Origin of the sequence: Pseudomonas sp. 5C2 (assembly GCF_034314155.1) — a bacterium.
Lineage (GTDB): Bacteria > Pseudomonadota > Gammaproteobacteria > Pseudomonadales > Pseudomonadaceae > Aquipseudomonas.
In genome coordinates this window covers 551,045-576,479 of sequence record NZ_JAVIWH010000003.1, presented here as the reverse complement: position 1 = coordinate 576,479, position 25,435 = coordinate 551,045, and the positions used below count along the sequence as shown (strand labels likewise).

20 protein-coding genes are annotated in these 25,435 nt (G+C 58.0%); 15 read left to right on the top strand and 5 right to left on the bottom strand.

The genetic code is table 11. The features are described from left to right. Positions 1-27: 27 nt before the first annotated feature. Genes rsmA through RGU44_RS17440 form a run of 4 tightly spaced genes read right to left on the bottom strand, consistent with a single transcriptional unit; the run spans position 28 to position 5,936 of the window. Positions 28-834, bottom strand: a complete 807-nt coding sequence (gene rsmA / locus RGU44_RS17455) for a 16S rRNA (adenine(1518)-N(6)/adenine(1519)-N(6))-dimethyltransferase RsmA (protein ID WP_219064366.1) — start codon at positions 832-834, stop codon at positions 28-30. Further along, entirely contained in the window at positions 831-1,820 is a 990-nt protein-coding gene (gene pdxA / locus RGU44_RS17450; RefSeq protein WP_322182473.1) for a 4-hydroxythreonine-4-phosphate dehydrogenase PdxA, read from the bottom strand. The genes rsmA and pdxA overlap by 4 nt, the downstream gene beginning before the upstream one ends. Further along, a complete protein-coding gene (surA, locus tag RGU44_RS17445) occupies positions 1,817-3,157 on the bottom strand; it encodes a peptidylprolyl isomerase SurA (RefSeq protein ID WP_322182471.1) in 1,341 nt (446 codons plus the stop codon). The genes pdxA and surA overlap by 4 nt, the downstream gene beginning before the upstream one ends. Continuing rightward, on the bottom strand, positions 3,138-5,936 hold the full coding sequence (locus RGU44_RS17440; RefSeq protein ID WP_322218275.1) for an LPS-assembly protein LptD: 2,799 nt from the start codon (positions 5,934-5,936) through the stop codon (positions 3,138-3,140). Before RGU44_RS17440 ends, surA begins: the two co-directional genes overlap by 20 nt. Positions 5,937-6,064: 128 nt before the next feature. Here RGU44_RS17440 and RGU44_RS17435 point away from each other — a divergent pair, with 128 nt between their 5' ends. The 3 genes from RGU44_RS17435 to RGU44_RS17425 are packed head-to-tail and all read left to right on the top strand — an operon-like array spanning position 6,065 to position 8,561. Next, positions 6,065-7,090 carry an aminoglycoside phosphotransferase family protein gene (locus RGU44_RS17435; RefSeq protein WP_322218272.1) on the top strand — a complete coding sequence of 342 codons (1,026 nt, stop codon included), beginning with the start codon at positions 6,065-6,067 and terminating at the stop codon, positions 7,088-7,090. A 19-nt stretch (positions 7,091-7,109) separates the two neighbouring features. Next, positions 7,110-7,793, top strand: a complete 684-nt coding sequence (gene murU, locus RGU44_RS17430) for an N-acetylmuramate alpha-1-phosphate uridylyltransferase MurU (RefSeq protein ID WP_322182465.1) — start codon at positions 7,110-7,112, stop codon at positions 7,791-7,793. After that, positions 7,794-8,561: a DnaJ domain-containing protein gene (locus RGU44_RS17425; RefSeq protein WP_322218269.1), complete on the top strand. Its 768-nt coding sequence runs from the start codon at positions 7,794-7,796 to the stop codon at positions 8,559-8,561. A 202-nt stretch (positions 8,562-8,763) separates the two neighbouring features. Here the strand turns inward: RGU44_RS17425 and RGU44_RS17420 are convergent, their stop codons facing one another. Continuing rightward, complete coding sequence (locus RGU44_RS17420; RefSeq protein ID WP_322218266.1) at positions 8,764-9,747, bottom strand: alpha/beta hydrolase family protein; 984 nt, start codon at positions 9,745-9,747, stop codon at positions 8,764-8,766. A 121-nt stretch (positions 9,748-9,868) separates the two neighbouring features. Here RGU44_RS17420 and RGU44_RS17415 point away from each other — a divergent pair, with 121 nt between their 5' ends. From RGU44_RS17415 to RGU44_RS17360, 12 genes are all read left to right on the top strand, one after another. Continuing rightward, entirely contained in the window at positions 9,869-12,292 is a 2,424-nt protein-coding gene (locus RGU44_RS17415; RefSeq protein WP_330200947.1) for a PAS domain S-box protein, read from the top strand. Between the two features lie 32 nt (positions 12,293-12,324). Beyond that, the gene (locus RGU44_RS17410; RefSeq protein ID WP_219064357.1) at positions 12,325-12,954 is read left to right on the top strand and encodes a response regulator transcription factor; all 630 of its coding nucleotides are present in this window, start codon (positions 12,325-12,327) and stop codon (positions 12,952-12,954) included. A 217-nt stretch (positions 12,955-13,171) separates the two neighbouring features. Then, entirely contained in the window at positions 13,172-14,296 is a 1,125-nt protein-coding gene (locus RGU44_RS17405; protein ID WP_322218263.1) for an ABC transporter ATP-binding protein, read from the top strand. A 66-nt stretch (positions 14,297-14,362) separates the two neighbouring features. Continuing rightward, positions 14,363-15,397, top strand: coding sequence for an ABC transporter substrate-binding protein (locus RGU44_RS17400; protein WP_322182454.1), 1,035 nt, complete (start codon positions 14,363-14,365; stop codon positions 15,395-15,397). A 96-nt stretch (positions 15,398-15,493) separates the two neighbouring features. Further along, entirely contained in the window at positions 15,494-16,741 is a 1,248-nt protein-coding gene (locus tag RGU44_RS17395) for an ABC transporter permease (RefSeq protein WP_322182452.1), read from the top strand. 11 nt (positions 16,742-16,752) lie between these two features. Continuing rightward, entirely contained in the window at positions 16,753-17,577 is an 825-nt protein-coding gene (locus tag RGU44_RS17390; protein WP_322182450.1) for an ABC transporter permease, read from the top strand. Positions 17,578-17,710: 133 nt separating this feature from the next. After that, entirely contained in the window at positions 17,711-18,385 is a 675-nt protein-coding gene (gene rpe / locus RGU44_RS17385; protein ID WP_322182448.1) for a ribulose-phosphate 3-epimerase, read from the top strand. Then, entirely contained in the window at positions 18,382-19,200 is an 819-nt protein-coding gene (locus RGU44_RS17380) for a phosphoglycolate phosphatase (RefSeq protein WP_322182446.1), read from the top strand. Before rpe ends, RGU44_RS17380 begins: the two co-directional genes overlap by 4 nt. 71 nt (positions 19,201-19,271) lie before the next feature. Further along, a complete protein-coding gene (gene trpE / locus RGU44_RS17375) occupies positions 19,272-20,753 on the top strand; it encodes an anthranilate synthase component I (protein ID WP_322182444.1) in 1,482 nt (493 codons plus the stop codon). Between the two features lie 651 nt (positions 20,754-21,404). Then, complete coding sequence (locus tag RGU44_RS17370) at positions 21,405-23,147, top strand: ABC transporter permease subunit (protein ID WP_322182442.1); 1,743 nt, start codon at positions 21,405-21,407, stop codon at positions 23,145-23,147. Between the two features lie 14 nt (positions 23,148-23,161). Continuing rightward, entirely contained in the window at positions 23,162-24,484 is a 1,323-nt protein-coding gene (locus RGU44_RS17365; RefSeq protein ID WP_322182439.1) for a nitrate/sulfonate/bicarbonate ABC transporter ATP-binding protein, read from the top strand. A 333-nt stretch (positions 24,485-24,817) separates the two neighbouring features. Then, positions 24,818-25,417, top strand: a complete 600-nt coding sequence (locus RGU44_RS17360; protein WP_322182437.1) for an aminodeoxychorismate/anthranilate synthase component II — start codon at positions 24,818-24,820, stop codon at positions 25,415-25,417. Positions 25,418-25,435 lie beyond the last annotated feature (18 nt).

Sequence of the window (25,435 nt, the reverse complement as noted above, 5' to 3'; positions counted from 1 at the left end):
TTTTTACCTCCTGGATACCCGGACACTTTACTCTGCGATGGGTTGTTCGCTTAGTTTGTCCGCCAGGCGGACAAAGGCTGCAAGGTCCAGTTGTTCTGGACGCAGGCTGCCATCGACGCCAGCAGCTGTAATCTCTTCGCTGCTGAGCAAAGCCTTGAGTGTATTGCGCAGGGTCTTGCGGCGCTGATTGAAGGCTTCACGTACGACGCGTTCGAGTAAGCGATGATCCTTGGCCGGGTGCGGCAGGACGTCGTGTGGCACCAGACGCACAATGGCCGAGTCGACTTTAGGTGGCGGATTGAACGCACCAGGCCCAACGTTGAACAGGTGTTCGACGCGGCAGTGGTACTGAACCATGATCGACAGACGACCATAATCACCACCGCCAGGGCCTGCGGCGAGACGCTGGACCACTTCTTTTTGCAGCATGAAGTGCATGTCGCGGATCAGATTGGCGTTCTGCAGCAGATGGAAGATCAGCGGCGTGGAGATGTTGTACGGCAGGTTGCCAACGACTCTCAGGCTGTTCGGCGCCGGGTTCAGACTGGTGAAGTCGAACTTCAGTGCGTCGCCCTGATGCAGATGGAAGTTGGGCTTGTTGCCAAACTGATGCATGAGGATCGGGATCAGGTCCTTGTCCAGCTCAACCACATCCAGTTGTGCGCCGCTGTTGAGCAGGCCTTCGGTCAGGGCGCCTTGGCCCGGGCCGATTTCCAGCAGGCGATCTTCCGGGCGGGCGCGAATCGCACGCAGGATTTTATCGATCACACCCGCGTCGTGCAGGAAGTTTTGCCCGAAACGCTTGCGCGCCCGGTGTTGGAATTGCTCGGTCATGAATGCGTCTCGGCCATCTGGTAGGCGGTTTCCAGGGCGACCTTCAGGCTGCCGGTGTCGATCTTGCCGCTGCCGGCCAGATCCAGTGCGGTGCCGTGATCCACTGATGTGCGGATGATCGGCAAGCCCAGCGTCACGTTGACGGCGGCACCGAAACCTTTGTACTTCAGTACGGGAAGGCCCTGGTCGTGGTACATCGCCAGCACTGCATCGCAGTGCTCCAGATATTTGGGGGTAAACAGAGTGTCGGCAGGCAGTGGGCCGCGCAAATCAAGGCCCTCACTGCGCAGACGCTCCAGAGTAGGTTCAATGATGTCGATTTCTTCGCGGCCCAGGTGTCCGCCTTCGCCGGCATGCGGGTTGAGCCCGCAGACCAGAATGCGTGGCTGGGCAATGCCAAACTTGTTGACCAGATCGGCGTGGAGGATACGCGTAACTCGCTCCAGTCGCTCCGGCGTGATCGCATCGGCCACCTCACGCAGCGGCAGGTGAGTGGTCACCAGTGCTACGCGCAAGTCGCCGGTGGCGAGCATCATCACGACCTGTTCGGTGTGTGTCAGCTCGGCGAGGAATTCGGTGTGGCCTGAAAAGACGATGCCTGATTCGTTGATGACGCCCTTATGCACCGGTGCGGTAATCATCCCGGCAAAGTCGCCATCAATGCAGCCCTGTCCGGCGCGGGTCAGCGTCTGCAGCACAAAGGCAGCATTGGCTTTGTCCAGTTGGCCTGCGGTCACAGGCGCCTGCAAGGGCGTGTCCCAGACGTACAGGCTGCCAGCCGGGGCGGGCAAGTCTGGCCAGGCATCGGGGGTCACCGGCAGCAGATTGACGGCCACACCCAGCAACGCGGCCCGCTCCAGGAGCAGGTCACGGCTGGTAATGGCAATCAGGGGGTGCGGCTGAGGTTGCGAGGCGAGCAGCAGGCACAGGTCGGGACCTATACCGGCCGGCTCGCCGGGTGTCAGAGCAAAGCGCTGTGGCTTCACTGCACAGCCTGACCAGCTTGGCCGGTCTGCTCAGCGCCTGGGAGCTTGATCTCAACGTAGGCTTCGTCGCGAATCTGACGCAGCCAGGTTTGCAGCTCTTCATCGTATTTACGGTTGCGCAGCACCGTCAGTGCCTGCTGGTCACGGGCTTGATCCGTGCTGTCGGTGGCGCGGCGGCCAAGGACTTCAAGAACATGCCAGCCGTAAGGCGTTTTGAACGGTTTGGACAATTCGCCGGCTTGAGTATTGGCCATGACTTCGCGGAACTCAGGAACCAGGGAGTTTGGATCTACCCAGTTCAGGTCGCCACCATTGAGTGCAGAGCCCGGGTCTTCGGAGAAGCTTTTTGCCAGCTCACCAAAGTCGTCGCCATTCTTGATGCGCTCATACAAGCGCTCGGCCAGACGATGCGTTTCTTCTTCGCTGCGGATTTCGCTCGGTTTGATCAGGATGTGGCGTACGTGCACTTCATCACGCATCAGCGATTTACCCTGGCCGCCGCGCTTTTCCAACAGCTTCAGGATAATGAAACCACCGGGTGTGCGTGCTGGCGGTGTTACATCGCCAACCGGCATGGAGCCCAGCATTTCGCCGAACGGTGGTGGCAACTGAGCGGCTTTGCGCCAGCCCATATCACCGCCGTCCAATGCGTTTTCGCTTTTGGACTTGGCAATCGCCATCTGGCCGAAGTCAGCGCCGCGCTTGAGTTGATCGTAAACATCCTTGGCGTCGCTGGCCGCCGCCTGGATCGCCGACGAAGACGCGCTGTCGGGAGTGGCGATCAGGATGTTGGCGAGGTGGTATTCCTCGGACATTTGCATCTTGCCCATATCGGAAGCCAGGAAGTTCTTCACTTCCTGTTCCGATACCTGGATACGCTCCTGAACCCGGCGCTGACGCACCCGGCTGATGATCATTTCCCGGCGGACCTGTTCGCGAGCGTCGTTATAGGACAAGCCGTCATGAGCCAACGCGGCGCGGAATTGATCCAGGCTCATGTTGTTGCGTTGGGCAATGGTCCCGATGGCCTGGTTCAGCTCTTCATCGGTGATCCGGATGCCGGAGCGATCACCGATTTGTAGCTGGATATTCTCCACGATCAGGCGCTCGAGCACTTGCTGGTCCAGGACGCTCGCAGGCGGCACACCAGAGCCACGTTTGGCAATGGTTTGCTGTACCTCACGGACCCGCTGGTCCAGCTGGCTTTGCATGATCACGTCGTTATCGACGATGGCCACGACCTTGTCGAGGGGCTGCACCGCAGCATGCGCTGCGGTGCCCAGGAGTAGCGCGCCCAACATGAGCGGGCGCAGACAGTTAGAAAGCTTTGTCTTCACGTTCTTGATAACCCTGAATGCCTTTGTCGAGGAAGGATTCAACTTTGGCGCCAGTAACACCGCCCAGTCCCTTCAACACAACTTGTAAGAAAATGCCGTGGTCGCCTTTTTCGTTCTGAGGCGCTTGTTGGCTGAACTCGTCATAGTTAACCCAGTAACGGTTGATCAGACGCAGCTTCCAGCAGCAGTTGTCATATTCAAAGCCACCAAAGGCTTCGAGGGTACGGTTGCGGTTGTAGTCGAACTGCCAGCGGCTGATCGCGCTCCATTGCGGCACGATTGGCCAGATCACCGAGAAGTCGTGTTGCTGGATTTTGTAGTAATCCTTCACATAGCCCGGTTGGCCTGGGGTGCCGTAATCGCCACCACCAACGTTCCACTTACCGGTGCTCTGGTCATAACGTACCAGGTCATTACGGTAGCGGTAACCGGCGTTGATGATCTTGCCTGGGCTGTCTTCAGGCTGGTAGTGCATCATCGCGCTGCCAGAACGGGTGCTGCGGCTGTCCGGATCCCAGTTGAAATCGGACGTCGCGCGCCAGTCGCGGTTGAAGCGGTATTCGTATTCCAGTGCATAAGGCGATACGTTGGCCAGAGCATCGGCACGCGTACGGTAATCAATGCCTGGCAGTTGTACCTTGCGATCCTTGAAGTACATCGCTTGACCGATGCTGAAGCGTTGGCGTTCGAAGCCATTGTCTTCAATCCAGCGGTTGGTGATGCCCAAGGACAGCTTGTTCTCGTCACCAATACGGTCGGAGCCCACGAAACGATTGTCGCGGAACAGCGATGCATAGTTGAACGTGGTTTCGGCGGTGTCGAAAACCGGGATGTCGTTCTGGTCTTTATCCGGCACGTAGAGGTAGAACAGGCGTGGTTCCAATGTCTGGCGGTAATTTTTGCCGAACCACTGGGTGTCCCTGTCGAAGTACAGGCCGCTGTCGATGCTGGCAATCGGTATGGCACGATCTTGCGAGCTGTTGAACGTCTCCTGGGTAGGCGATGTGAGGTTCGCGTTCGACAATAGATAGTCTTTACCTTGGCTATCAAGACTCAGATCGTACTTGGTATAAACATATTTGAGCGACGGCTTGATAAAGCCATACGTCCAGTTCAGCGGCAAGCTGACAGCAGGCGCAAGATTCAGGCGATCGCCGTTGGCACGCGCGAGGCCGGCTACGTTGGTATCGAGGCGTGGACTGATTCCGCCATCCTGGTCGACAAAATTACCTGTCTCCAGATTCCGGTCAAAACGTACAGCTTCGGTCTCGTAAGCGAAGTTCAACCCGCCCGGATGATACGGCAGCGCACCATTGATGGTGAGTTGCGGCAGGCGATTGTACGGTGTGATATCCGCAACGGTCGCCAGCTTGAAGGCCTGCATGTTGAACCGTGCGGTGTAGGTATCGCCGCGCCAGGTCAGGGAACCTTGCTGATTGATGTAGTCAGTGTTCTTGATACCAATCTGATCGGTCTGCAAATCCTGGAAGTAGTACGGATCGCTGATGTCGGTGTAGTCGACCTGACTCATCAGACGCGAATCCAGACCGCCCTTGTGCTGCCAGTTGATCATCCAGCGCGTGTCTTTGTAGTCCGTCTGCAGTTGGCGATCATTGTCTTTATCGTTGAGGTACGCGGCGCCTACTTGGCCCTCGGATGTTTTGGTCAGGTAGCGGAACTCACCTTCCATCAACAAACCGCGTTTACCCATGTAGCGCGGGTACAACGTGGCATCGTAGTTCGGTGCCAGGTTGAAGTAATACGGCGTAACCAGCATCAGGCCCGTCTTGCTGTTGCTGCTGATAGACGGAGGCAGGAAACCAGACTGACGACGATCATCGATCGGGAAATAAATGTACGGGGTGTAGAAAATCGGTATGTCTTTGACCCGCAGCGTCGCGTTGGTCGCGGTACCGAAACCCGTGGCCGGGTTCAAGGTGATGTTATTACCCTTGATTTCCCATGCGTTGCTGCTCGGTTCGCAGGTGGTGTAAGTGCCGTCCTTGAGTCGAATGATCGCGTTCTCGGCACGCTTGGCGTACAGCGCGCTCCCACGGACATTGGACTTGTGCATCACGTATTCGGCGTTGTCGACTTTGGCTTCGCCGGTATCGAGCTGCATCTCGGCGTGGTCACCCACGATCAGGGCGCCGTTCTGGCGAAGACGGACATTGCCGTTCAGTTCGCCACGGTTTTCTGTCTGATAAAGGCTGGCTTCCTCAGACTCCGCCTGTAGGCCACCTTGACGCAATACGACGTCACCGGCCAGGGTCGCGACCTGTTCTTCCTGTTGATAACGAGAGGCCTTGGCACCGACGAACATCGGCGCGTCGCTCATCTTCGTCTTGTCATTCATGCCAGGACGGATCGGCTCGACGTAGGCACCTGAACAATAGGGGCCTGTTTCGGCCAATTGAGCCGGGGTAAGTTTCTCCCGCGGAACCCAATCCAGGTGGCTGTAGTCAGCACTGCGCGACTTCAGGCCTCGGCCTTTGGCTTCGGTGACCAGTGTGGGGGTGGCTTTTTCGCCGCCACGGGAACCGCTGTCCGAAGGGCCTTGGCCGGTCGAACTGACAGCGTCCGTGCTATGCACGGGCCGCGGCGGCAGTTGAGCAGCGTTGGCTTTCGGCGCGCAATCCCAGGTGCCCGAAGCAGAGACTGAGCAGTCATACTGTTCCGCGGCAACCACGAATTGAGTGGCTAGAGGTTGCATCGCCAGCAAACTGCCGGTTACGAGCAACGGAAATTTTTTACGGAACGCGGGGGATTTCAATGCCATCTTATTAGTCCGGGCTTCCTGCGTGCCATCTGCCGGCGGGGGGCCGCACGCCTCTCGATGGGCTGAAAAAGATGTCGGATAATAAAGCATGACCCGCTTGACGGCTAGCGCCGTCGGAGACCCTAGCAATGCCAGATCAAGATGTACGCCTGCAACACCTGAAAGTTTGGCTCAATGATCAGTTACACACGCTGTTCGCAGCTCAAGGCTGGGGCGCTGTACCCCCGGCCACGTTGACCGCCGCCAACAGTGATGCCAGTTTTCGGCGATATTTCCGTTGGGAGGGCGAAGGTCGAACTTTTATTGTGATGGATGCGCCTCCACCCCAGGAAAACTGCAAACCCTTCGTGGATATCGCTCATTTATTGGCTAAATCAGGAATTAATGTTCCGAAAATTTATGCCGAAGACCTGACGCGAGGCTTTCTTCTGCTCAACGACTTGGGTCGCAAGACCTACCTCGACGTGATCAATACCGAGAATGCCGACGCGCTGTTCGCCGATGCGTTCGACGCGTTGCTGGCCTATCAGCAGTTGCCGATGGACGCACCGTTGCCGAGCTATGACGTCGCGCTGTTGCGCCGCGAGCTGGAACTCTTCCCCGAGTGGTATGTACGTCGTCATCTGGGCGTCGAGATGAGCCCCGCACAGCTGGGGGCGTGGCAGCGGGTCAGCGATCTGTTGATCGACAGCGCGCTGGAGCAACCCAACGTGTTGGTGCATCGCGACTATATGCCGCGCAACTTGATGCACAGCGAGCCGAACCCTGGCGTGCTGGATTTTCAGGATGCGGTGTATGGGCCGGTGACCTATGACGTGACCTGCCTGTTCAAGGATGCATTCTTGAGCTGGCCCGAGGAGCGTGTGCGCTGCTGGTTACTGACGTATTGGCAAGCAGCCGGCAAGCTGGGCATCCCGGTGCAGACGGAGTTTGAAGATTTTCTGCGGGCCAGTGATCTGATGGGCGTGCAGCGACATTTGAAAGTTATCGGTATTTTTGCGCGTATTTGCCACCGTGACGGCAAGCCTCGCTACCTGGCCGACGTGCCGCGTTTCTTCGCCTATATAGATACCGTATTGGCGCGGCGCCCGGAGCTGGCTGAGCTGGCTGAGTTGCTGGCAAGCCTGCGTCAACCTGTTGGAGCTGTTGTATGAAGATGAAGGTAGTAAGCGCATGAAAGCGATGATTCTCGCCGCAGGTAAAGGCGAGCGCATGCGGCCTTTGACCTTGCACACGCCGAAGCCTCTGGTGCGTGCGGGCGATGTGCCCCTGATCGAATATCACCTGCGGGCGCTGCTCGCAGCGGGATTCACAGAGGTGGTGATCAACCATGCCTGGCTGGGTCAGCAGATCGTGGATTATCTCGGTGACGGGCAGCGCTTGGGTTTGAGCATCCGTTATTCCGCCGAAGGCGAGCCGCTGGAAACCGGTGGCGGGATATTCCGTGCCCTGCCGCTGCTGGGCGACGAGTCGTTTTTGGTGGTGAACGGCGATATCTGGACGGATTACGATTTCACCCGTTTGCATCGACCTATCCCCGGGCTGGCGCATCTGGTGCTGGTCGATAACCCTGCGCATCACCCTGCAGGCGATTTTGCGCTGGTGGATGGGCATGTCCTGGATAGCCATGAGGTTGCCAGCCAAACCGCACCGCGGCTGACCTACAGTGGCGTGGCCATCCTCCATCCACGCCTGTTCGACGGTTGCGTGGCCGGTGCCTTCAAGCTGGCGCCGTTGTTGCGCGAAGCCATGGCGCAAGGGCAGGTCACGGGCGAGCATTTCACGGGGCGCTGGGTCGATGTCGGTACCCATGAGCGCTTGGCTGAAGTCGAGCAGTTGCTTGCGGTGAGTCGCTAAATGCTGTGGCCAGGCACGTTGATTGGCGCTGGCGCCGGTTTTGCTATCGCCAGCATTCCGGGCGCGCTGCTGGGGGCGTTGCTCGGACAGGCGCTTGATCGGCGTCTGGAGTTGCACAGCTGGGCACATCTGCGTCAGCGCCTGGGTGGGCGCAAGGTCCCGCGTGACGATGAGTTGCTGTTCATTCTGCTCGGTCGTTTGGCCAAGAGTGATGGGCGAGTGGTTGATGGGCATATTCAGCAGGCTCGCGTGGAAATGCGTCGATTGGGCCTGAGTGAGCCGGCGCAGCGTCGAGCGATTCTGGCCTTCAATCGCGGCAAGGAAGGGCGCGACCGCTTGCGTGGGCACCTGGGCCGCATGAAGACCCAGCCGCATGCCGCCGAAGGATTGCTGCGAGCGTGCTGGCGCATGGCCTGGGCCGACGGCAAGGTGTCACGGGTCGAAACTGAGCTGATTGTGCTGTGGGGCAAGTGGTTGGGCTGGGCAGCGCCAAGCGTTCAGGCATTGGCCGGCGAGTACGATCCGCACAAAAAGCCATTAACCCGTAGCGGTGATGACTATCAAGAGGCACTGCAGTTGCTGGGCGTGGCAGCGGACGCAGAGCCGGCGCAGATCAAGCGCGCTTATCGACGTCTGCTCAGCCGCCACCACCCGGATAAAGTGGCGGGTACAGGGGCCAGCCTTTTGCAGGTGCGCGAAGCCACCGAGAAAACCCGTGATCTGCATCAAGCCTATATGCTGATTCGCGAGCGGCGGGATTTTCGCTGATCAGAGGTGTCAGGTGGATCGCTTTCGTGAATGAATTCACTCCCACAGTTGACCCTGTAGGCGCTGACTTGTCTGCGAATCGACTGCGCAGCAGTCGCAAAATAGCTGGACTCAGCGCCGCATGACGGTCCTGCAGGTCAGACGCGCCCCCGGTTTGCTGCGCGACAGCCCAGCCTCGAAAGGCGTGGCGGGGGTTCTTACATTACTTGGCCTCCAGCCAGCCACGAATGCGCCGGAACAGTTGCTCCTGTTCGGCGGTGTTGTTGCCCGGCAATGCCGTCAGCGCGACCTGCGTGTAGCCTTTGTTTTTCGTGCGTTTGCTCGCTTGCAGGCGTTGCAGTGCCGCCTGGCGGTATTGCGGCAAGTCCTTGTAGACGAAGTCCGCCGTTTTTACGTTCAGCGTTGTCGCCAGTTCATCCAGGGACGGCTTGGTGTCGGATGGCTCTTGCGCCGATACCATGACCAGTTTCTGGATGTTTGGCGACGGTCGCTCGCTCAAGTAGCGGGCGGCCCAATAGGCGCCGCTGCCATGCCCGACTAATACAATGCTGCGGGCTTTTTGCTGTTGCGCGTAGGCGATGGCGCTTTCAATGCGGGCGAAAATGCGCTCGGCCTCAGCCTTGGCGTGCTCTTCAGCGGCAGCTGCGCGCGCCACTTTGTCAGCTGCGTCGGCTTCGGCAGTGCTCGCGGGGTCGGCTTTTTTTGAGGACTCGCCGGTTTTGGCGTCCTTGTCCGCTGCAGTTTGATCTACGACAGCCACGGTTTCTTCGATGCGTGGCAAGCTGCCACCGTTGGCCGTATCTGGCAGGGTCAGGCTCAAGCTGTCCCAGCCAGCATCGGGAAATTTGCGCCGCAGGGGCCCTACCGCCTGTGGCCAGTCCGCCGATTCGCCAGCCCCCGGGATGATGATCACTGCGCCCTTGGGTTGAGCGACGTTGGCGGGTTTCCACAGGGCGAGGAAGCTACCGCTGTCGGCCTGCAACTCTTGTTGTTCCTGTTGCGGCAGTTGGCGTTGGAGGGCGAGGGTGTCCTCCTGGCTGCGGTCCAGCAACAGTTGGCGTTCTGCAGGTACGGCTTCGGCTGCCGGTTTGTCCGACGCTGGATCAGCGGCCATTACCGGCAAGGCACAAGGTAGTATCAGCGACAGGCATAAGGCGGGAAACGTTGCGCTAAAGGTGTAGGACATCGGATATTCCAAGCCAGAAACAATCCTCGCAGCCTAATGGGTTGATCAGCATTTGTCAGGCGTGCTCAGGGTAGTAATGCAATGCGGGACACAATTCAGGAAGCCACGGAATGAAACGCTCATGATTCGATCACTGCGATGTTGGGTTCTCGCTTGTGCATGGGGGGCCTTGATTGCTCTGCCTTTGGTGGGCGTGCCGTTCGTGGCGTCGGCCGAGCCAGCGCCAGCATCCTCTGCCGCGACGTTGAGCGTGGAGCAGCGCGCCTGGCTTGATCAGCACGGCCCGTTAAGGGTGGGTCTGGTTCTGCAGGCGCCCTATGCACAGTTTGATCGGCGCCTGCAGCAATTGTCGGGGGCCAATGTCGACCTGATGAATTCGCTGGCCAATACCCTGCAGGTCGAACTGCTCTGGCGCAATTTTCCGGATCAGGCCGCGCTGGAGAAGGCCGTGGGCGAGGGGGCTGTCGATCTGGCGCCGGGGCTGACACAAACGCCTGCTGGTTTGCGTCTATGGTTGTTTTCCGACCCTTACATGCGCGTGCCGAATCTGGTGGTCGGCGAGCGCCAAGGGGCGGGAGCAGTCGATCTGGAGAAACTCGACAGCAGTGTCCGCGTTGCCGTGCGCATGCCCAGTGCAGTCGCCGATTATTTGCGCGGGACTTACACGCACCTCAATCTGCAAGGGGTGCCTCTGGAGCGCCAGGCGTTGCAGTTATTGTTGAGTCAGCAGGCCAAATACGCCGTGATTGACGAGGCGCAGCTCAGCCGTTTGTCCATCGAACCGGATTTTGCCGATTTGGCGGTGGTGGGCGACATCGGCTTGCCGCAGCTGTTACGCGTGGCGTCGCGAAAAAACTTGCCAGAGCTGGCCGACATCGTCAGTGCCGCGCTGCACGCGATCCCCGCCAGAGACCTTGAGCAGTTGCACGCACGTTGGTTGCAGCCCAAATACCCACGGCTGACTGAGTCACCGGGTTTCTGGCAAAACCTCAGTCTGTTGTTTGCGGTGATGGGACTGGCCTGTTTTGCGATTGTGATCTGGCAGCGCCGTCAGCAACAGGAGCTGGAACACAGCCTGTTGGCTGCGCGTGAAGACATTGCTTTGCGCCAAGCCAGTGAGGCGGCGTTGCGGCTGACGCAGTTCTCTATCGATCAAAGCACGGTTGGCATTCTCTGGGTCAATTGGGACAGTCATGTGCGCTATGCCAACCGCGCCGCCGAGGCCATGCTGGGGTATGGCGTGGGCGGGGTGGTGGATCGGCCACTGATCGACTTCGAACCAAGCCTGCACATGGACCGCTGGTTGAATCTGTGGCGGCGCGCCCGTTCCGCGGAGGACAGCCCACAAAGTTTCGAGACAAACTGTGTCTGCGCGAATGGCAGTATGTTGCCCACCGATGTGTCCTTGAGTTTTCTGCGCTTTCGCGATGCTGAATACCTTGTGGTTTACCTAACCGACGTGACTGATCGGCGTAGGGCATTGGCCGCGTTGCAAGAAAGTGAAGCGCGCCTGCAAGGGATCGCGGCCAACGTGCCGGGTCTGGTGTTCCGTCTGGAGCGGGCGAACGCAGGCGATGCGCCGGAGTTCGCCTATATCAGTGAAGGCAGTGAAAGCCTGGTCGGCTATTCGCCCGCAACCTTGCGTCATAAAGAAATGGGACTGCGCAATCTGGTGCACCCGGATGATCGCGCGGGCTATCACGTCATTCAGGATCGCTCTCTGGACGGCAATAGCGACTGGTCATGGCAGGGACGCATCCTGACCCGCAATGGTGAGGAGCGCTGGGCGGAGATCAAGGCCATCGCCCGGCGTCTGGAGGATGATCGCGTGGTCTGGGACGGGATCGTCTGGGACATCAGTGAAAGCAAGCGTATAGAACTGGAGCTGGCCGGTTCCCGTGAACAACTGCGCGAACTGTCAGCGCACCTGGAAAGTGTGCGTGAAGAAGAGAAAGCCCGCATCGCCCGCGAGGTGCATGACGAGCTGGGGCAGATGCTGACCGTACTCAAGCTGGAAACGTCGATGTGTGAGCTGGCTTACGCCGACCTTGATCCGGGCCTGCACGAGCGGCTGAACAGCATGAAGCGCCTGATCTCGCAGCTCTTTCAACTGGTGCGTGATGTCGCCACGGCGCTGCGCCCGCCGATTCTGGATGCCGGCATTGCGTCGGCCATTGAATGGCAGGCCCGGCGTTTTGAGGCGCGCACCCAGATTCCGTGTCTGGTAGAGGTCCCCGATAACCTGCCCATGCTCAGCGATGCCAAGGCCATCGGCTTGTTTCGGATTCTTCAGGAAGCATTGACCAACGTGATGCGTCACGCCCAGGCGCATACTGTCGAGCTGAGTCTGACGCTGGATGACGGCATGTTGTGCATGACCATCGCCGACGACGGTTGCGGTTTTGTGCCCGAGCAGGGCAGGCCAACCTCGTTCGGTCTGGTGGGCATGCGCGAACGGGTGTTGATGCTGGGTGGCAGATTGCTGCTGGACAGTGAGTCCGGTGAAGGCACAACCTTGCGTGTGTACATTCCACTTGCCGATTAATTATTGAAAGCTGCTGGGCAGGAGCGTGAAACGTGATTCGTGTATTGGTAGCAGAAGACCACACCATTGTCCGTGAAGGCATCAAGCAGCTGATCGGGCTGGCGAAGGATCTGGCGGTGGTGGGCGAGGCCAGCAACGGTGAGCAACTGCTGGAAACCTTGCGTCATGTCGAGTGCGAAGTGGTGCTCCTGGATATTTCCATGCCAGGCGTAAATGGCCTGGAAGCGATCCCGCGAATTCGTGCCCTGAACAACCCGCCGGCGATTCTGGTGTTGTCCATGCACGACGAGGCGCAGATGGCCGCCCGTGCATTGAAGATCGGCGCTGCCGGCTATGCCACCAAGGACAGTGATCCGGCGTTGTTGCTGACGGCGATTCGGCGGGTGGCTGCCGGTGGGCGTTACATCGACCCGGATCTGGCGGACCGCATGGTGTTTGAAGTCGGCCTGACCGATAACCGTCCGCTTCACTCGCTACTGTCCGAGCGCGAGTTTTCAGTGTTCGAGCGCCTGGCACAGGGGGCGAACGTCAACGACATTGCCCAGCAACTGGCCTTGAGCAGCAAAACCATCAGCACACACAAAGCGCGACTGATGCAGAAGCTCCACGTCACTTCGCTGGCCGATCTGGTGAAATATGCAATGGAGCACAAGTTGCTCTAATCAGGCGCATGTCTGAAAGCGACACGGTTAAATCTCATATTTTGCAGGCCCTGACGTGTCGTGAAAGGTGTCGACGCGACCCGGTTACGACACCTCATGCCTAATCGCGCCATCACTGTAGGGCAATCCCTACAGCAATCTCTCTTGCCCCCCGATTTGCGCGGCCAATGGTCTGATCTAGGATTAATCCACGGCAGACAAAACAAAGGTGTGGGTAATGAGCGACGTCGATTCAAGTGCTGGGGCGAGTGAAGTTCTGGTCAGCTTCCGTGGTGTGCAAAAGAGCTACGACGGCGAAGCACTGATCGTCAAAAACCTCAACCTGGAAATTCGCAAAGGCGAGTTCCTCACCCTGCTGGGGCCTTCCGGTTCTGGCAAGACCACCAGCTTGATGATGCTGGCCGGTTTCGAAACGCCAACCGCTGGCGAAATCCTGTTGGCTGGCCGGGCGATCAACAACGTGCCGCCGCACAAGCGTGACATCGGCATGGTGTTCCAGAACTACGCCTTGTTCCCGCACATGACCGTCTCGGAAAACCTGGCGTTTCCGCTGACAGTCCGCGGCTTGAACAAGACCGACGTCAGCGAGCGGGTCAAGCGTGTGCTGAGCATGGTTCAGCTCGACACCTTCGCTCATCGTTACCCGGCGCAGCTTTCTGGCGGTCAACAACAGCGTGTGGCGTTGGCTCGGGCGCTGGTGTTCGAACCACAGCTGGTGTTGATGGATGAACCCTTGGGTGCGCTGGACAAACAACTGCGTGAGCACATGCAGATTGAGATCAAGCACCTGCACGAACGCCTCGGCGTTACCGTGGTGTACGTGACCCATGACCAGGGTGAAGCCCTGACCATGTCTGACCGGGTGGCGGTATTCCATCAGGGCGAGATTCAGCAGATTGCGCCTCCGCGCACGCTCTACGAAGAACCGAAAAACACGTTTGTCGCCAACTTCATCGGCGAAAACAACCGTCTTAACGGCAACCTGGTCAGCCGCACAGGTGATCGGTGTGTCGTGGCATTGGCCCGTGGCGAGAAGGTCGAGGCGCTGGCAGTCAATGTTGGCAAGATCGGTGACCCGGTGACCTTGTCGATTCGCCCTGAGCGCGTTCGTGTGAACGGCCACAGTGAAAGCTGTGTGAACCGTTTCTCTGGCCGCGTCGCTGAATTCATTTATCTGGGTGACCACGTTCGTGTGCGTCTGGAAGTTGCAGGAAAAACAGACTTCTTCGTCAAACAGCCAATCGCCGAGCTGGATCCGGGGTTGACGGTGGGCGACGTTGTGCCAATTGGATGGCAGGTCGAACACGTTCGCGCGCTCGATCCCTTGCTGGAAGCGCATTAATTAACAGTCAGAGGCGAATCAATCGCCCCACGCATACCCAACACTGCACTGTGGAGAGAACAATAAATGCTTAAATCTTTGAAGTTCACCGCTATTACGCTCGGCATGATGTGCGCGGCAAACGCCATGGCGGCGGCAGATCTGACCGTTATATCCTTCGGCGGCGTCAACAAGGCAGCTCAGGAAAAAGCGTTCTACGCACCGTGGGAAAAAGCTGGCAACGGTAAGGTGGTTGCGGGTGAGTACAACGGCGAAATGGCCAAAGTCAAAACCATGGTCGACACCAAGAGCGTCTCTTGGGACCTGGTAGAAGTCGAATCGCCCGAGCTGTCCCGTGGTTGCGATGAAGGGATGTTCGAAGAGATCGATCCTGCGATGCTTGGCAAGTCGGAAGACTATGTCAAAGGCGCTATCCAGACCTGCGGCGTTGGCTTCTTCGTATGGTCCACCGTGCTGGCCTACAACGCCGACAAACTGAAAACCGCCCCAACCAGCTGGGCTGATTTCTGGGACGTGAAAAAATTCCCGGGCAAGCGTGGTCTGCGTAAAGGCGCCAAGTACACCTTGGAATTCGCCTTGATGGCTGACGGCGTAGCCCCTAAAGATGTTTACAAAGTGCTGGCGGGTAAAGGCGGTCAAGACCGTGCATTCAAAAAGCTCGACGAACTCAAGCCGAGCATTCAGTGGTGGGAAGCGGGCGCACAACCGCCACAGTTCCTGGCCTCCGGTGACGTCGTGATGAGCTCCGCCTACAACGGCCGTATTGCCGCTGTGCAAAAAGAAAGCAACCTGAAAGTAGTCTGGAACGGCGGCATCTACGACTTCGACGCATGGGCCATCCCAAAAGGCTCGAAAAACGCCGAAGCAGCGAAGAAATTCATCGCCTTCTCGGTCAAGCCAGAACAGCAGAAGACCTACTCGGAAAACATCGCTTACGGCCCAGCTAACACCCAAGCCGTACCGCTGTTGGACAAAGGCATCCTGAAAGATATGCCGACCACCCCGGAAAACATCAAGGACCAGGTGCAGATCGACGTGAGCTTCTGGGCTGACAACGGCGAGCAACTGGAGCAGCGCTTCAACGCGTGGGCGGCCAAGTAACCGTTTTACGTTGAGTTAGATCCAGGTGCGCTCCCTCTTCTGCTGTAGATAGGGAGGAGGGGCGCATCCATCGTTCAAAGATTTTCGGAGTTCGCTATGGCCATCACAGTGCCCCTTACAGAAGGCGCCAGCCCCACCCTGAAACAGCGTCTGGCTCGTGCTGAACGGGTCAATCGCTGGAAGGCTCAGGCATTGATCGCTCCTCTGGTGCTGTTTTTGCTGCTGGTATTTCTGGTGCCGATTATTGCGCTGCTCTACAAGAGCGTCGGTAACCCTGAAGTGGTCGGCGCCTTACCGCGTACGGTTGCAGCGGTGGCCCAATGGGACGGCAAGAGTCTTCCGTCCGAGGCTGCTTACCAGGCACTGAGCGTGGACCTGGCTGAAACCCGCAAGAATCAGACCCTTGGCGATTTGTCCAAGCGCCTGAATATGGAACTGGCCGGTTATCGCAGCCTGCTGACGAAAACCGCCCGCGCATTGCCGTTCAAGACTGAACCGACTTCTTATAAAGAAGCGCTCGAAGCTGTCGATGAGCGCTGGGGCGATCCTGCCTATTGGCAAGCGATCCGCCGTAACACCAGTAGCGTTACTCCTTATTACTTGCTGGCCGCAGTCGACCACCGCATCGATGACCTCGGTGAAGTGGCGCCCGCGACCCCTGATCAAGCAATTTACGTGGATATTTTCGCCCGCACGTTCTGGATGGGTCTGGTCATCACCGCGATCTGCCTGGTACTGGCTTACCCGTTGGCGTACCTGCTGGCGAATCTGCCTTCCCGGCAAAGCAACCTGCTGATGATTATGGTGCTGCTGCCATTCTGGACCTCGATTCTGGTGCGGGTTGCCGCGTGGATTGTATTGCTCCAATCGAGTGGCTTGATCAACAGTGCCTTGATGGCGATGGGCATCATTGATAAACCGCTGGAGCTGGTGTTCAACCGGGTCGGCGTTTACATCTCGATGGTGCACATCATGCTGCCGTTCATGATCCTGCCGATTTACAGCGTGATGAAGGGGATTTCCCCGACGTACATGCGGGCGGCGATTTCCCTGGGCTGCCATCCATTCGCCAGCTTCTGGCGCGTGTATTTCCCCCAGACCTATGCGGGTGTCGGTGCAGGTTGTCTGTTGGTGTTCATTTTGTCGATTGGCTACTACATCACGCCGGCGTTGCTCGGCAGCCCGAACGATCAGATGGTCAGCTACTTCGTCGCCTTCTACACCAACACCAGTATCAACTGGGGCATGGCCACGGCTTTGGGCGGTTTGCTGTTGATGGCAACCATCGTGCTTTACCTGATTTATAACTGGCTAGTCGGCGCCAGCCGCATGCGCCTGAGCTGAGGAGAATCAACATGCTGAGCCCTTACACGTCTCCTATCGAGCGGGTCTGGTACTACGCCCTGCGTATTCTCTGCGGGCTGGTGCTTTTGTTTCTGGTCCTGCCGGTGCTGGTGATCATTCCGCTGTCGTTCAACTCAGGGAGCTTTCTGGTCTACCCGCTGCAAGGGTTTTCCATGCACTGGTACCAGGACTTCTTCTCCTCAGCTGAATGGATGCGCTCGCTGAAGAACAGCATGATCGTTGCGCCTGCGGCCACGGTATTGGCAATGGGCTTCGGTACGCTGGCAGCGATTGGCCTGACGCGTGGCAACTTCCCGGGCAAGGCGTTGGTCATGGCCCTGGTGATTTCGCCAATGGTCGTTCCGGTGGTCATTGTCGGTGTCGCCAGCTACCTGTTCTTCGCCCCGCTGGGGTTGGGCAACAGTTACATATCGCTGATTCTGGTGCATGCGGTGTTGGGTGTGCCCTTCGTGATCATCACGGTGTCGGCGACCTTGCAGGGCTTCAACCACAATCTGGTTCGTGCTGCCGCCAGCCTCGGGGCATCCCCACTGACTGCGTTCCGCCGGGTGACCTTGCCGCTGATCGCGCCAGGTGTGGTATCGGGTGCGTTGTTTGCGTTCGCCACCTCGTTCGATGAAGTGGTCGTGACCTTGTTCCTCGCTGGCCCGCAACAGGCCACGCTGCCCCGGCAGATGTTCAGCGGTATTCGCGAAAACCTCAGCCCGACCATCGCCGCTGCGGCCACTATGCTGATCGCGTTCTCGGTGGTGCTGTTGCTGGTACTGGAATGGTTGCGCGGACGTAGCGAGAAGTTGCGAACTCAAGTGGCTTGATCGATCTGGCAGGAAATATCCGAGGCTGACCCCGGTTCTGCGGGATCGGGGTCTGGCTCGGATCTGTGGAGAGTTGCACCCGGCCCGATTAAGGTACAATGCGCGCCACCGAGATTCTGCTCAAAGGTGCGTCATGCAGCCCTTCGTTATTGCTCCTTCAATTCTTTCCGCCGACTTCGCCCGCCTGGGCCAGGAAGTCGACAATGTTCTTGCCGCTGGCGCGGACATTGTTCACTTCGATGTCATGGACAATCACTACGTACCTAACCTGACCATCGGCCCGATGGTCTGCACGGCATTGCGCAAGTACGGGATCACTGCGCCCATCGATGTTCATTTGATGGTCAGCCCGGTTGACCGCATGATCGGCGACTTCATCGACGCTGGCGCCACGTACATCACCTTCCACCCTGAAGCCACGCAGCACGTCGACCGCTCACTGCAGTTGATCCGTGAAGGCGGCTGCAAGGCCGGTCTGGTGTTCAACCCGGCCACGCCGCTGAACGTGCTTGAGTATGTGATGGACAAGGTCGACATGATCTTGCTGATGAGCGTGAACCCCGGTTTTGGCGGGCAGAAGTTCATTCCCGGCACCCTGAACAAACTGCGTGAAGCGCGGGCGCTGATAGAAGCCTCCGGCTATGACATTCGTCTGGAGATCGACGGCGGGGTCAATGTGAACAACATTCGTGAGATCGCTGCCGCCGGTGCCGACACCTTTGTCGCGGGCTCCGCTATCTTCAACGCGCCGGACTACCAAGAGGTCATCCAGAAAATGCGTGCCGAACTGGCGTTGGCTCGCCCATGAGCGGGTTTGAGCAGCTGTTTCCGGGCCGCTTGCCCAAGCTGGTGATGTTCGATCTGGATGGCACATTGATCGATTCGGTGCCGGACCTTGGAGCGGCCGTGGATAAAATGCTGCTCAAACTCGGGCGCCCGCCCGCGGGTGTCGAGGCTGTACGGCTCTGGGTCGGCAACGGGGTGCGCGTATTGGTGCGTCGCGCCTTGGCCAGCGACATCGATCACAGCGCCGTTGATGAGGCGTTGACCGAAGAGGCCCTGGCGATTTTCATGGAGGTATACGCGGGCAGTCACGCGCTGACGCAGGTGTACCCCGGGGTGCGCGAAACCTTGAAGTGGATGCAGAAACAGGGCGTTGAAATGGCCCTTATCACCAACAAACCGGAGCGCTTCGTCGCGCCGCTGCTGGATGAGCTGAAGCTGGGACGGTTTTTCCGCTGGATCATCGGCGGCGATACGTTGCCGCAACAGAAGCCTGATCCGGCTGCGCTGTTTTTTGTGATGAAAATGGCCGGTGTTCCGGCATCCCAGTCGCTATTTGTCGGTGACTCGCGCAACGATGTGCTGGCAGCAAAAGCGGCAGGCGTTGCCAGTGTGGCGCTCAGCTATGGCTACAACCATGGCCGGCCGATTGCCGAGGAATCGCCGTCGCTGGTTATTGATGACCTGCGTATGCTGCTCCCCGGTTGCTTAGATTCTGCCGCTGCGCTAACGTTGGCCGACGTCAAATCCCCCCCTCAAAGAGATTCCATCGTGGTGGTCACCCGCAAGCTCTGGATGAAAGTCATCAAGGCCCTGGCCCGCTGGCGTTGGCGCGCCTGACTTTGACTCTGGCCGGTCCACCGGCGCGTTTGCATACCTGACCGTTTTACCCTCAAGCCACGAGGCTGATCATGACCCGCGAAGAATTTCTGCGTTTGGCTGCTGCCGGTTACAACCGTATCCCGCTTGCCTACGAAACCCTTGCCGACTTCGACACACCGCTGTCGATCTACCTGAAACTGGCCGACCAGCCGAACTCTTATTTGCTGGAGTCGGTGCAGGGCGGCGAGAAATGGGGCCGCTACTCGATCATTGGCCTGCCATGCCGCACCGTGATGCGTGTTCACGAACAGCAGATCAGCGTGACCCGGGACGGCGTCGAGATCGAGCGCCTGGAGTCGGAAGACCCGTTGGCGTTCGTCGAAGAATTCAAGGCGCGCTACAACGTGCCGACCATTGCCGGGTTACCGCGTTTCAACGGCGGGCTGGTGGGTTACTTCGGTTACGACTGCGTGCGTTATGTCGAGAAGCGCCTGGGTAAATGTCCGAACCCGGACCCGCTGGGCGTGCCGGATATCCTGCTGATGGTGTCGGATGCGGTGGTGGTGTTCGACAACCTCGCCGGCAAGATGCACGCGATCGTGCTGGTCGACCCGGCTGAAGCCGGCGCCTACGAAAGTGGCCTGGCGCGTCTGGACGAGCTGATGGGAAAACTTCGTCAGCCGATTACCCCACGTCGCGGTCTTGATCTGACCCGGCCGCAGGCGCCTGATCCGATATTCCGCTCCAGTTTCACTCAAGACGATTACGAGCGCGCAGTGGACACCATCAAGGAGTACATCCTTGCCGGTGACGTGATGCAGGTCGTTCCGTCGCAACGCATGTCGATCGACTTCAAGGCCGCCCCCATCGACTTGTACCGTGCGCTGCGTTGTTTCAACCCGACGCCTTATATGTATTTCTTCAACTTTGGCGACTTCCATGTCGTGGGCAGTTCGCCGGAAGTATTGGTGCGGGTCGAAGACAACCTGATCACCGTGCGCCCGATTGCCGGTACCCGTCCGCGCGGCGCAAACGAAGAAGAAGATCTGGCGCTGGAAAAAGACCTGCTTTCCGATCACAAAGAGGTCGCCGAGCACTTGATGTTGATCGATCTGGGGCGCAACGACACCGGTCGCGTGTCTGAAATCGGCTCGGTCAAACTCACGGAAAAAATGGTCATCGAGCGTTACTCCAACGTGATGCACATTGTTTCCAACGTCACTGGCCAGTTGAAAAGCGGCCTGACGGCGATGGATGCCCTGCGTGCGATTCTGCCGGCGGGCACTTTGTCTGGCGCGCCGAAAATCCGCGCCATGGAAATTATTGACGAGCTGGAACCGGTCAAGCGTGGTGTCTATGGTGGCGCAGTGGGGTACCTGGCCTGGAACGGCAACATGGACACCGCGATTGCGATCCGTACCGCAGTGATCAAGAACGGTGAGCTGCACGTGCAGGCCGGTGGCGGTATCGTCGCTGACTCTGTGCCCGCGCTGGAATGGGAAGAGACCCTGAACAAGCGCCGCGCCATGTTCCGTGCGGTGGCGCTGGCTGAGCAAGAACCGCTTTCCTGAGGTGAGGGCGGTGTGTCAAACACACCGTCTTCGTGCTCGTGAGCAATCTCGCTTCGTAAGCTGGCCAATGGTGCTTTGCACGCGTGATAACGCACTGTTCGCCCAGGTAGACTGCCATGCCTCGTCAGCTTTGTATGGATGGCGCGGCGGCGGGAAACCAGATAATCACTGTAGGGTTATGCCTTAACAAAAAACTCTGCGTAGAGCAGGGCTGTTAACGCACCAAAAGTTACGTTGGCTGTGCGCAATTGTAACATTTTGATGCGTATAATCCTCCGCGGAAAAGTCTTGTCTTGATGGCGTCACCCCTAGGGTGCCATTTCGCTATTCCTCCCGAATGCCAATCTTAAACCCGCGCAAGGAGACTCCAGCCATGGATCCTGCCCATTCTCGGTGGGTCACGCAGTGGGACGCCAAACGGAATGTAATGGGTGCGCGGGATTATTCAGCGGTCTGAATCACTGAATGACTTGGCCACCTTCCCTGCATCTACCGTGTAGCGTTCGCTTGCGTGGCCTCTCTCAGTTGTTTCGTTTCCCCTCATTAGAGTGTGCTGTGACTGCCTGTTGCGCAGTTTCGGATGCTGCGCTCTGGAAGACACTGACCTTGTGGTCAGGGACCATGCTCAGATAGCTGCTGGAATCAGTGAACATGAATAAGGTATTCCGTCATTACATCCCGGTAACCGCAAAGCGGCTGCTTCCCAACCGTTGGGATCTGGTAGCCATGCCGTTGGTTATCGGTTTTTTGCTGTTTTTTTCGATTGGCGCACAACAGACCTGGGCACCGATTTCAACCTTGCAGAGCGAGGCTATTTCGCTTGATCCGGGTAACCTGCCCGAATATGCGGTACGCACCACATTGCGCATGCTTGCAGCGATGGTTGCGTCCCTGATATTTACGCTGGTTTACGGTACGTTGGCTGCCAAAAGTCGGCGTGCAGAGAAGCTGTTGGTGCCGGTGCTGGATATCCTGCAATCGGTGCCCGTTCTGGGCTACATCTCGTTTACGGTAACGTTTTTCCTGTTGCTGTTTCCAGGCCGCGTACTGGGCGCTGAATGCGCTGCCATTTTTGCCATCTTCACCAGCCAGGCCTGGAACATGACGTTCAGCTTCTATCAGTCACTGCGCATGCTGCCTAGTGACTTGGTGGAGGTGTCCAGCAATCTACAGCTTTCCGGTTGGCAAAAATTCTGGAAGCTGGACGTTCCGTTTGCCATACCAGGGCTAGTCTGGAACATGATGATGAGCATGTCCGGGGGCTGGTTTTTTGTGGTTGCCTCGGAAGCCATCACCGTGGGCGACAAGACCATCACGCTGCCAGGTGTAGGCTCCTATCTGGCGGTTGCCATCGAACAACGCGACCTGCATGCGGTGGGCTACGTCATCCTGGCGATGATTGCGGTCATCCTTCTCTATGACCAGTTCCTGTTTCGGCCGTTGGTGGCATGGGCCGACAAATTCCGTATGGAAGACACCGCCTCCCAAGCTGGCGCGCCTGAATCCTGGGTGCTGAACCTGATTCAGCGGACCCGGGTTATTCAACGCCTGTTGCGGCCTTTTGCCCGGGCCATGACCCGCATTGGCCATATGCGCCTGAGCTTGCCTCGATCGAAAACCGTGGCGACACCCCCTGATCCCGCCATCTCACGGGCTATCGACTGGGTGTGGGGGGGAGTGATTGCGGTGCTCACGCTGTACATCCTGTACCGGATCGCGGGTTACGTTAGCAGCGAGGTGACACTTGCAGAGGTCGGGCATGTGCTCGGGTTGGGTCTGATTACCCTGTTGCGGGTCATTCTGCTCATTGCCGTCGCATCAGTCATCTGGGTGCCACTTGGCGTGATGATTGGTTTACGTCCGCGCCTCGCGGAAAAAATCCAGCCGTTAGCCCAGTTCCTGGCTGCCTTCCCTGCAAACTTATTGTTTCCAGTGTTTGTCATCGTCATTTTGCGCTATCAGTTAAACCCCGATATCTGGTTGAGTCCGCTGATTGTGCTGGGTACACAGTGGTACATCCTGTTCAACGTAATTGCCGGTGCCAGTGCCTTCCCGAATGACTTCAAGGAAGCTGCAGCCAATTTTCGCATCCGCGGCTGGTTATGGTGGCGCAAGGTAATGCTGCCAGGCATTTTCCCGTATTACGTAACCGGGGCGATCACTGCTTCGGGCGGGGCGTGGAATGCCAGTATCGTTTCCGAATTCGTTTCATGGGGACAAGACAAGGTAGTGGCGCATGGATTGGGCGCCTACATTGCCCAGACCACTGCGGCCGGTGACTTTCCGAAAATCACGCTCGGCGTGGTGGTGATGTCGCTCTTTGTCGTGGCTTTCAATCGCTTGGTATGGCGGCCGATGTACGCCATTGCCGAAAACAAACTCCGCCTGAATTAACAGGAGTCGATGTTATGAATACCTATACCGAGCAGGCTAGCGCCGCCCCCGAAATTTACTCGCTCAATGATGTGAGCCGGGCTTTTGGCAAGGGCAAGGATGAGTTACAGGTTCTCAGTGGTGTCGATCTGACGCTACGCGAAGGCGAAATTGTGGGCATGCTGGGCCGCTCCGGGTCGGGCAAGTCGACGCTGCTGCGCATCATCGCCGGCCTGATACAACCCTCGTCTGGCGAGGTTCGATACAACGGCTCCTTGTTGACGGGCCCCGCCGAAGGTGTGGCCATGGTTTTTCAAACCTTTGCGCTGTTTCCATGGCTGACCGTACTTGAAAACGTAGAGGCAGGTCTTCAAGCCCTGCAGGTAGAGCCCAAGGCAGCACGTAAGCGTGCGCTGGATGCAATCGACCTGATCGGTCTTGATGGGTTCGAGAACGCCTATCCGCGCGAATTGTCTGGCGGGATGCGTCAACGCGTGGGCTTTGCCCGAGGCCTGGTGGTCAACCCAACCTTGTTATTGATGGACGAGCCTTTCTCTGCCCTGGATGTATTGACGGCAGAAACACTGCGAAGCGATTTGCTGGATCTGTGGAGCGGGAAACAACTGCCGATAAAATCCATCTTGATCGTGACTCACAACATCGAAGAAGCGGTATTGATGTGCGACCGTGTTCTGGTCTTGTCGTCAAATCCTGGGCGGGTCGTGGCGGAAATCAAAGTGCCGTTCGTTCACCCGCGCAATCGGCTGGATCCAACCTTTCGCAAGATGGTTGATGATATTTATGCGTTGATGACCAACCGGCGCAGTGCTGATGCCAGCACCGGCAAGGCCGAACTGCAAATGGGCAGTCCGCTGCCGGATGTCTCCACCAACCTGATGGCGGGCCTGATCGAAGCGTTGGCGGCCGAGCCCTATCATGGGCATGCCGGTTTGCCGAATGTTTCAGAACGGCTATTGCTGGAAGTCGACGATTTGTTCCCGGTGGCAGAGATGCTGGAGCATCTGGGGTTTGCTGAGCTCAAGGGCGCTGAAATCACGCTCACAGAGGCTGGCAAGTTATTCGCCGAGTACGGCACCCAGGAGCGAAAAACCATTTTTGCCGAGCATCTGGTCAAACATGTGCCATTGGCCGCACGTATCCGCCAGGTATTGCAGGAACGGCACGGGCACTGGGCGCCACGTGTACGCTTCGAGCAGGAACTGGAAGATTCGCTCAGTGGGTCCTTTGTGGAGGAAACACTGGAGAGTGTGATCAGTTGGGGGCGATACGCAGAAATTTTCTCCTACAATGACAACACTGAAACGTTCAGTCTGGAAGATGTCGAAGGCAGCCAGTAACACGTTCAGCGCATGAGATGGCAGCGTGGGGAGGGCTCGATATTGCACCGTGTGCGTGGGTAGGCTACTGTGCCCAAACGTATACATGAGACCTCCCCCAGTGTTAATCCTCAGCAAACTTTTTGTGCGCGTTATCAAGGCTCTCGGCCGTTGGCGTTGGCGCGCCTGACTGTTCTCCCTTCCGGCCAGCCGGACCTGTACCGATATGCCCTTCGATTGACTTGTCAGAGTGCCTGAGCTGGATGAATCCCAGTGACCAGACAGTGTGCGTCCGACAAGCGAGCAATATCCAAGGGCGGCTTTAAAAGTCAGTAATTTCAAGAGGTTAAATACATGTTGCTGATGATTGATAACTACGACTCCTTTACTTATAACGTCGTGCAATATTTGGGTGAGTTGGGTGCCGAGGTCAAAGTGATCCGCAACGACGAGCTGAGCATTGCCGAGATCGAAGCCCTGAACCCCGAGCGCATCGTGATTTCCCCTGGCCCATGCACCCCGACTGAAGCAGGCGTATCGCTGGAGGTGATCAAGCACTTTGCCGGTAAGTTGCCGATTCTGGGCGTGTGCCTGGGCCATCAGTCTATTGGTCAGGCATTTGGGGGCGATGTAGTGCGGGCGCGGCAAGTGATGCATGGCAAGACCAGTCCGGTGATTCATGAAGACCTTGGCGTATTCGAAGGCTTGAATCATCCGTTGACGGTCACCCGTTATCATTCTCTGGTCGTCAAGCTCGAAACCCTGCCCGATTGCCTGGAGTTGACCGCCTGGACTGAGCTTGAAGACGGTTCGGTCGATGAAATCATGGGCCTGCGGCACAAAACGCTAAATATCGAGGGGGTGCAATTTCACCCTGAGTCGATTCTTACCGAGCAGGGACATGAGCTGTTCGCCAACTTCCTCAAGCAAACTGGCGGCAGCCGTCAGGGTTAAGGGGCTTTCAAGGTTATG

What these genes read in the sequence shown, in the direction of transcription:
- rsmA (WP_219064366.1), bottom strand. Translation starts at nt 834, where the DNA reads ATGACCGAGCAATTCCAACACCGGGCGCGCAAGCGTTTCGGGCAAAAC.
- RGU44_RS17440 (WP_322218275.1), bottom strand. Translation starts at nt 5,936, where the DNA reads ATGGCATTGAAATCCCCCGCGTTCCGTAAAAAATTTCCGTTGCTCGTA.
- RGU44_RS17435 (WP_322218272.1), top strand. Translation starts at nt 6,065, where the DNA reads ATGCCAGATCAAGATGTACGCCTGCAACACCTGAAAGTTTGGCTCAAT.
- murU (WP_322182465.1), top strand. Translation starts at nt 7,110, where the DNA reads ATGAAAGCGATGATTCTCGCCGCAGGTAAAGGCGAGCGCATGCGGCCT.
- RGU44_RS17425 (WP_322218269.1), top strand. Translation starts at nt 7,794, where the DNA reads ATGCTGTGGCCAGGCACGTTGATTGGCGCTGGCGCCGGTTTTGCTATC.
- RGU44_RS17420 (WP_322218266.1), bottom strand. Translation starts at nt 9,747, where the DNA reads ATGTCCTACACCTTTAGCGCAACGTTTCCCGCCTTATGCCTGTCGCTG.
- RGU44_RS17415 (WP_330200947.1), top strand. Translation starts at nt 9,869, where the DNA reads ATGATTCGATCACTGCGATGTTGGGTTCTCGCTTGTGCATGGGGGGCC.
- RGU44_RS17405 (WP_322218263.1), top strand. Translation starts at nt 13,172, where the DNA reads ATGAGCGACGTCGATTCAAGTGCTGGGGCGAGTGAAGTTCTGGTCAGC.
- RGU44_RS17400 (WP_322182454.1), top strand. Translation starts at nt 14,363, where the DNA reads ATGCTTAAATCTTTGAAGTTCACCGCTATTACGCTCGGCATGATGTGC.
- RGU44_RS17395 (WP_322182452.1), top strand. Translation starts at nt 15,494, where the DNA reads ATGGCCATCACAGTGCCCCTTACAGAAGGCGCCAGCCCCACCCTGAAA.
- RGU44_RS17390 (WP_322182450.1), top strand. Translation starts at nt 16,753, where the DNA reads ATGCTGAGCCCTTACACGTCTCCTATCGAGCGGGTCTGGTACTACGCC.
- rpe (WP_322182448.1), top strand. Translation starts at nt 17,711, where the DNA reads ATGCAGCCCTTCGTTATTGCTCCTTCAATTCTTTCCGCCGACTTCGCC.
- RGU44_RS17380 (WP_322182446.1), top strand. Translation starts at nt 18,382, where the DNA reads ATGAGCGGGTTTGAGCAGCTGTTTCCGGGCCGCTTGCCCAAGCTGGTG.
- trpE (WP_322182444.1), top strand. Translation starts at nt 19,272, where the DNA reads ATGACCCGCGAAGAATTTCTGCGTTTGGCTGCTGCCGGTTACAACCGT.
- RGU44_RS17370 (WP_322182442.1), top strand. Translation starts at nt 21,405, where the DNA reads ATGAATAAGGTATTCCGTCATTACATCCCGGTAACCGCAAAGCGGCTG.
- RGU44_RS17365 (WP_322182439.1), top strand. Translation starts at nt 23,162, where the DNA reads ATGAATACCTATACCGAGCAGGCTAGCGCCGCCCCCGAAATTTACTCG.
- RGU44_RS17360 (WP_322182437.1), top strand. Translation starts at nt 24,818, where the DNA reads ATGTTGCTGATGATTGATAACTACGACTCCTTTACTTATAACGTCGTG.